Annotated in this window: 8 protein-coding genes and 1 pseudogene; 8 read left to right on the top strand and 1 reads right to left on the bottom strand. The window is 70.5% G+C overall.

Annotation, left to right across the window (positions count from 1 at the left end; translation table 11 throughout):
* A partial coding sequence (locus Q1K70_RS17995; protein ID WP_300162608.1) for a glycosyltransferase occupies positions 1-669 on the top strand: 669 nt, incomplete at its 5' end.
* Here the strand turns inward: Q1K70_RS17995 and Q1K70_RS18000 are convergent.
* Positions 653-1,180 carry a rhodanese-like domain-containing protein gene (locus Q1K70_RS18000; protein WP_300162610.1) on the bottom strand — a complete coding sequence of 176 codons (528 nt, stop codon included), beginning with the start codon at positions 1,178-1,180 and terminating at the stop codon, positions 653-655. The two genes, Q1K70_RS17995 and Q1K70_RS18000, sit on opposite strands and share 17 nt — an antisense overlap.
* A gap of 291 nt (positions 1,181-1,471) precedes the next feature.
* Here Q1K70_RS18000 and Q1K70_RS18005 point away from each other — a divergent pair, with 291 nt between their 5' ends.
* The 7 genes and pseudogenes from Q1K70_RS18005 to Q1K70_RS18035 form a co-directional block, all read left to right on the top strand.
* Positions 1,472-2,257, top strand: a complete 786-nt coding sequence (locus tag Q1K70_RS18005) for a thioredoxin domain-containing protein (protein ID WP_300162613.1) — start codon at positions 1,472-1,474, stop codon at positions 2,255-2,257.
* Positions 2,258-2,351: 94 nt separating this feature from the next.
* Entirely contained in the window at positions 2,352-3,707 is a 1,356-nt protein-coding gene (locus Q1K70_RS18010; protein ID WP_300162616.1) for an ATP-binding protein, read from the top strand.
* Complete coding sequence (locus tag Q1K70_RS18015; RefSeq protein ID WP_300162619.1) at positions 3,704-4,396, top strand: C40 family peptidase; 693 nt, start codon at positions 3,704-3,706, stop codon at positions 4,394-4,396. The genes Q1K70_RS18010 and Q1K70_RS18015 overlap by 4 nt, the downstream gene beginning before the upstream one ends.
* 90 nt (positions 4,397-4,486) lie before the next feature.
* Positions 4,487-5,392 (top strand): nitroreductase family protein, encoded by a 906-nt coding sequence (locus Q1K70_RS18020; protein ID WP_300162622.1) that lies wholly within the window; start codon positions 4,487-4,489, stop codon positions 5,390-5,392.
* A 211-nt stretch (positions 5,393-5,603) separates the two neighbouring features.
* Complete coding sequence (locus Q1K70_RS18025; RefSeq protein WP_300162625.1) at positions 5,604-6,296, top strand: L,D-transpeptidase family protein; 693 nt, start codon at positions 5,604-5,606, stop codon at positions 6,294-6,296.
* Positions 6,297-6,353: 57 nt separating this feature from the next.
* Positions 6,354-6,731: an Hpt domain-containing protein gene (locus tag Q1K70_RS18030; RefSeq protein WP_300162628.1), complete on the top strand. Its 378-nt coding sequence runs from the start codon at positions 6,354-6,356 to the stop codon at positions 6,729-6,731.
* Positions 6,732-6,763: 32 nt separating this feature from the next.
* A pseudogene (locus Q1K70_RS18035) lies at positions 6,764-6,990 on the top strand (SPOR domain-containing protein); the annotation flags it as partial.

The raw sequence follows: 6,990 nt of genomic DNA on the forward strand, positions 1-6,990 counted from the left end.
GAAAGCCTGGCCGCGCCCCTGGCCGCCGGGGAGGTGGCCGAGGTGGTGGTGGTCGACGGCGGCTCGGACGACGACACCGCCTCCGTGGCCCGGGCCCACGGGGCCCGCGTGGTGGCTGCCGGCGGCGGCCGGGGCGGGCAGATCGCGGCGGGCCTGGCCGCCTGCCGGTCCGGGGCGGTGCTGGTGCTGCACGCCGACTGCCGCCTGCGCCCCGGGGCGGCGCGCCGGATCCTTCGCGCCCTGGCCCGGGAGCCCCGGCTCGCGGGCGGGGCCGTGGGCATGCGCTTCGACCGGGGTGGGCCGGGTCTGGCGTTCATAATGGGCCTCAACGCCCTGCGCGCCCGGACCATCGGCGTCGCTTTCGGCGATCAGGGGCAGTTCTTCCGGCGCGAGGCCCTGGACAGGGCCGGCGGATTCCCGGACATGGCGCTCATGGAGGATGTGGAACTGTCGCTGCGGCTGCGCGAGGCCGGGGAGACCACGCTTCTCGGTGGCGGCGTCCTGGTTTCGGCCAGGCGTTGGGACGGCCAGGGTTTTTTACCGCGCACCCTCGGCGTGCTGCGGCTTTGCGCCGCCTATCTGGCCGGTCGTCGGCTGGGGCTGGCCGACGTCACCGGGCGGAAATACTTTCTGCGCTATTACGGCCGGGAGCCTACCACACGGCGGTGAAGCCCCGGGGGGCCAGATCCCAGGCGCGGCCGTAGACGTGCACCGTCTTGGTCGGGTCGCCCTTGGCGTCCACGAGCCCGCCTCCGGCGTGGAGCCAGGCGAGCAGGCCGCCGGCCAGGTTGGCCACGGGCAAACCCGCCTTGGCCTTGGCCTCGGCCCATTTGCCGCTGCGGTAGCCGATGGTGCAGTAGGCCACGGCCGTCTTGCCGGCGAACCGGGCCGGATCGGCCAGGTATTCCTTTTCGGTCACCGCGCCGGGCAGGGTGGAGACGGCCCGTTCGGCCGGCTCGCGCACGTCGATGGGCAGCAGTTCGCCCTTTTTCCACAAGGCCACGGCCGCGTCGGCAGTGATTTCCGGAGCGGTGGGGAAGTCCTTGCGGTAGCCGGCGTAAAGCGCCTCCACGCGGGCCTTGCGCCCGGCGTCGTCGGCCGGCGGGGAGGCGCAGGCGGCCAGGGCGAGCAGGAAAAGAAACGCCGCGAGCGGCCAGGGCAGGCGATTTCCGATGTCCATGTCACTTCCCGGCGGTTTCGTCGGTTGTGTGGTCGTCCGTGGCGGATGGCCGGTCGGGCCGCCCACGGCGGCAGGCTTCCGGCAATCAGGTGCCCCCGGGGCGAGCCTTGGGCCCGGTCAGGCAAAAGATGAAGAAAACGGCGGCCAGGACCACCAGAAGCGCCAGCAGTTCCATGGTCGAAGGACTAGCACGCATCGGGGACGGCGTCGATGGGGCGGATGACAGGCGCTGGCAAAGGCATTATGAAATCCGGGCGGCTCACGCCAATATGACTCATCCTTGGAGGACGCATGCGCGAATGGAAATGGGCGATCGCCCCTGTGCTGGTCGCCGCCCTGGCCGGACCTGTCCATGCCGACGACGACACGGAGCGGGTGCGCGCCGTGCTGCGCGACCATCCCGAAATCCTTGTCGAGGCCCTGCGCCAGCAGGGCCCGGCCTTGCTCGAGATCATCGAAACCTCGGCCAGAAACCGCCAGCGGGAAATGGAGCGGGCTCGGTTCGCGGCGGAACTGGCCAAGCCCCTCAAACCCGCCCTGGACGTCTCCCGGGCCTCGATCGGCCCCCAGGACGCGGCCGTGACCATCGTCGAATACTCCGATTTCCTGTGCCATTTCTGCGCCCAGGCTTCGGAGACCGTCAAAAAGCTCACCCAGAACCATCCCAAGGACGTGCGCCTGGTGTTCAAGCACTTCGCCACCGGCAAAAACGACGTCCGGGCCGCCCTCTACTTCGAGGCGATAAACCTCCAGGACCCCAAGAAGGCCTGGGCCTTCCTGGACAAGGCCTTCGCCCGCCAGAAGGACGTTTCGGAAAAGGGCGACGAGGCCCTTGCCGCCATGGCCAAGGAGGTCGGCGCGGACATGGACCGCCTGGCCAAGGACCTGGAGCGCAAGGACCTCTCCGACCGCATCGCGGCCGACGTCAAGGAGGCCCGGGACTTCGGCTTCACCGGCACGCCCATCTTCCTGGTCAACGGCGCGGCGGTGCGCGGGGCCGTGCCGCTGGAGGCGCTGGAGGAGTTCGTGGCCGTGGCCAAGGACCCCAAGGCCGCCTCGAGCGCCAAGAAGCCCTGACGCGCCGGCTTGCCGCCGGCACTTGTCATCGGGCCGCTGCAAGCCTATTTACAGCGAAGGCCGGAGGGTTTTCCCCTCCGGCCCGGGGCGCGCCATGCCGAGCGTCAGACAGATACTCGTTCAAAACGTCATTAAAACCCTGCCCGTGGGCCTGGTGGTCATCGATCCCAAAGGGGTCGTTCTGGTGGCCAGCCCTTCGGCCGGGGTACTGCTGGGCCTGCCTCCGGATTCTCTGGAGGGCAGGGGCTGGCGTACGCTCCTGCGGCCCGAGCCGGCCAACGAGCAGTTCAACCGCAACCTCGTCGAGGCCATGGACAAGGGCCGCGCCTTCCGCCACTGCCTGACGGAATACCTGCGCCCCGACGGCGAGTCGCGCCGTTTTTCCATGACCGCCTCCTGCCCGGAACTCGACGGCAAGCGGGCCGGAGTGACGCTGCTCATCGACGACGTCACGGCGCTCTACCGCAGCCGTGAACGCGAGACCGTGGTGTTGCGCGAGAAAAACCGCCTCCAGTACGACATGATCGAGAGCCTCAACAACCTGGCCCTCTCCGTGGCCCATCAGATACGCAACCCGGCCGCGGCCATCGGCGGATTTGCCCTCAAGCTGCTGCGCGAGCACAAGGAACGCCATTTGTCCACGGAACACCCGGACATCATCTTTCAGGAGGCCCGCCGCCTGGAGGAGCTCGTGGCGGCGGTGGTGCGGCTGGCCTCCCTGCCGCATCCGCGGCTTACGGCCGTGAACCTGGCCGATCTGGTCCGCGAGGTCGTGGAGCGGGCCGAGCGTGCGGCCGAATCCCTGCATAAGCGCCTGGAATGCGCCCTTTCCCTGGAAGAGGTGGAGATCGTGGCCGACGCGGCCCTGCTCGGCCAGGCCTTGCAGGAAGTGCTGCAAAACGCCGTGGAATTTTCCAGCCAGGAGGCTGCGCGCGTCGTGGTGGGACTGCATCGCCGCGACGACGGCGTGGTGCTGTCCGTGACCGACGACGGCCCCGGCGTGCGCCCGGACCTGGTCCCCTTCGTCTTCGACCCCTTTTTCACCACCAAGGCGCGCGGGGCGGGCGTGGGCCTGACCTTGGCCCGCAAGGCCGTACTCGAGCACAACGGCGAGATCGCCCTGCACTCGGCCGAGGGCGGCGGGGTCACGGTGTCGCTGCGCCTGTTCGACACGCCCGAGGCGGGTCTCGGCCGCGAGGCCTTTTTCGGTCCTATGGGCCTGGACGTGCGGGAACTCAAAAGCAAGGCTCGGGAACTCGGCCTCGACGTGTCCGGCCTGACCACCATCGACGCCGTGCGGGCCATCCAGCAGGGCGAGGGCTTCGCGCCGTGCTTCGCCTGGGGCGTGCACGACCGTTGCGGCCAGGAGCTGTGCGCCTTCCGCCGGGAATGCGTCAAGACCACGCGCATCGGCGACGCGCGGCGTATCACCTACGGAGGCGACGCGTGAACATTCCCGGCCGGATCCTGGCGGCCGCGGGCCTGACTTGGGGCGCGCTGCTCTTTTTCGACGCGCCGGGGGAGTGCCGCACCATCTACGGCTACGAGGACAGCCTGGGCATGCTGCATACGAGCCCGGTCAAGCTCAACGAGCACTACAAGCCCCTTTACGAGGGCAAGGCCGATTTTGCGGCCGTGATGCGCGCCCTGCGCCAGCAGGACGCCCTGGGCGGGCCGCCGCCCCCCCCGGCCAAGGCGGTGGCCATGCCCGTGGACATGGGGCCGCTTCCCGAACGCGGTGAGCGCATCCTGGGCCTGGCCGCCCCGTACATGGGCGCGCCGTACCGCCTGGGCGGCGACGGCGCGGGCGGCATCGACTGCTCGGGCCTGACCAAGGCCGTGTTCGCCCGCCTGGGCTGCGACCTGCCGCGCCAGAGCCGGTTGCAGGCTTCCCTGGGCCGGTCCGTGGGCCCGTCCGAGCTCGAGGCCGGGGATTTGCTCTTTTTCGCCACGGACCGCACGGTGGGCATCAGCCACGTGGGCATCTACCTCGGCGGCGGCCGCATGCTCCATTCGAGTCCCCGGCGGGGCGGCGTGGGCGTGGACCGCCTGGCCGGATCGGATTATGAACGCTGGTTCGTGGAGGCCAGGCGGCTGGCCCGGGCCGAGCCGGCCCTGGCGGACAAGGGCCGGCCCTAGCACGCTCCATAACTCCCGACATCCGCCTGAACGGATTTCGGGCACGCGGCAAGGCCAGAGCCTGCGCGCCGACGGATGACGAGGACCCGCATGGAACAAGCGCTCCCCCGGATCGACCCCGAGGCCTGTGTCGGCTGCGGCCTGTGCGCCAGGCTGTGCCCGTCCGGGGCCATCGTCTGGGACGGACGGCTCGCCCGGGCCATCGGGCCGAGCTGCATCGGCTGCGGCCATTGCCGGGCGATCTGCCCGGCCGGGGCCGTGCGCCTGCCCGAGGCCGAGAATTTCGCCGACGCCTTCGCCACCTTCACGCCCCCCGGCAAGGTCGTCGCGCCTGGCGAATTTTCGCCCGAGGACCTCGTGGACCTGCTGCGTTCCCGGCGTTCCTGCCGCGCCTTCAAGGAAAAGGACGTGCCCGGCCCGATGCTCGAGGACCTCGTGCGCGCGGCCGTGACCGCGCCCTCGGGCACCAATTCCCAGGCCTGGACCTTCACGGTCCTGACCTCCCGGGCGGCGGTGGCGGGGTTCGGCGAGGCCGTGGCCGGGTTTTTCCGGCGGCTCAACCGGATCGCGGCCATGCCCCTGGCGCGAAGGGCCTATGCGCTCATCGGCCGCTCGGAGCTTGAGAACTATTACCGGGAGTATTACGCTTCGGTCGCGGCCGCGTTGGCCGCCTGGGACCGGGACCGCACGGACCGGCTTTTCCACGGGGCCTGCGCCGCGGTGATCATCGGGTCGCGGCCCGGGGCGAGCTGCCCGGCCGAGGACGCGCTGCTCGCCGCCCAGAACATGTTGCTGACGGCCCATGCCATGGGGCTGGGATCGTGCCTGATCGGCTACGCCGTGGAGGCCATGCGCCATGACCGGCGGGTGAAGGACGCGGCGGGTCTGCCGCCCGAGGAGTCCGCCCATGCCGTGGTGGCGTTGGGTTGGCCGGATGCGGCTTTTTTGCGACAGACGGCCAGACGCCGACCTGTCGTACGCTACAAGACCGCCTGAGGGGGCGGCCGTTTTTGTCGCGTGGCGCGACGGAGGGCTTCCGTGGGGACGGGAGGCTTCGCGCCCGGGAGCTCGGGAGGATGATGCGATGCGGGGGTTGGCTGTTGCGGCGCTTGCGGCGGGGTTGGTGTTTTTTGCCTGCGGGCCGGGTCGGGCCCAGGGAATCGAATCGGCGGCGCTTGGGCCGGGATTTGGCGGTCAGGGCGGAGCCGTGGCCGACGTTCCGGCGGACAAGACGCCCGTGAAGGCGGCCAAACCGCCTGCGCAAACGGCCAAACCGGCCGTGCAGACGACGCCCCAGCCGCGTCCCGTGCCCGTGGCGGCCGCGCAGCCGCGACCGCTGGCCGTGCCCTACGCGCCCGTGGCCGACGGCGGCGGGCTGGACCGCTATCTGACCGGCCTTGTGCAGGCCGGCGGCGGCGAGGGAAGCCTCGACGAGCGGATCGCGGAGTTCAACGCCAGCAAGAACCGGTATTCCATCGAGGTGCGCCTGTCCCAGCGAAAGCTCTACCTCTACGAGAATCTGCCCGACGGCTCGCGCCACCTGGCCCGGACCTACACCGTGGCCGTGCCCGGCCGGGACATGGAAGCGCCCCAGGGCTGGGGCGTGGTCACGGGCATCAGCTTCGAACCCTGGTGGCGGCCCACGGCGGCCATGAAGGAACGCGCCCGCCAGAAGGGCAAGGAACTGCCCCAGGTGGTCAAGCCCGGGGTCAAGGAAAACCCCATGGGACCGTTCAAGATCATCCTGTCCCACGGGTTCGGCTTCCGTATCCACGGCAACAACAATCCCGGCTCCATCGGCCGTCCCGTCACCAGCGGCTGCATCCGCATGCGCAACGACGAGGGCAAGGACATGGCCAGGCTCATTGACGTCGGCACGGAAGTGGTGTTCCTGCAGTAGCCGGCCACGGCATCGGGGGCGCTAAGGCCGGGAGGCCGCGCCCGGGGCGGAGGACCCATGAAGGGCATGTATCCCAACGGCGCTTGGACCGCGCCGCAGGACCGCGACGCCTTCGACCCCGAGGCGGCCCGGCTGCGCATGGGCGTGGACAGGAAGGACTTCGCGCGGATATTCGAATACATCTGGCGCGAGGTCCGGGAGCGACGCTCCCGCCTGGACGACGCCTGGCAGGCCCGGGACTGGAAGGCGGTCGCCTTGCACGCCCACACCGTGAAATCCTCCGCCGCCGCCATCGGGGCCGAGGGACTGCGTCGGGCGGCCGAGGGCGTGGAGCGCGCGGCCGAGGCCGGGGACGCCATCGCCCTGGAAGCGGCCCTGCGCACCTTCCACACGGCCCGGGAACTGCTCGCCCGGCTTGTGGGCGTGAATTTCTGACATCCTCGACAACCGTGAGCCAAGGAGTCGCCATGCGGCTTGCCCTGATCGCCTGCGCCCTCGCGGCGCTGATCCTGTCCGGCTGCGCCCGGGACAAGAGTTTCGAAAAGGAGATCCTCGGGCATCAGGCCCCGGAATCGCCCAACGACACCGGCTGGGCCAGGACGCCGCTGCCCCCACCCCCGCCGCCGCCGGCCTCGCCGCCCGCGGCCTATGCGCCGCCGCCTTCCGCACCGCCGGCCCGGCCTTCCGCGCCCGC

The organism is Solidesulfovibrio sp. (assembly GCF_029978005.1).
Classification (GTDB): Bacteria; Desulfobacterota; Desulfovibrionia; order Desulfovibrionales; family Desulfovibrionaceae; genus Solidesulfovibrio.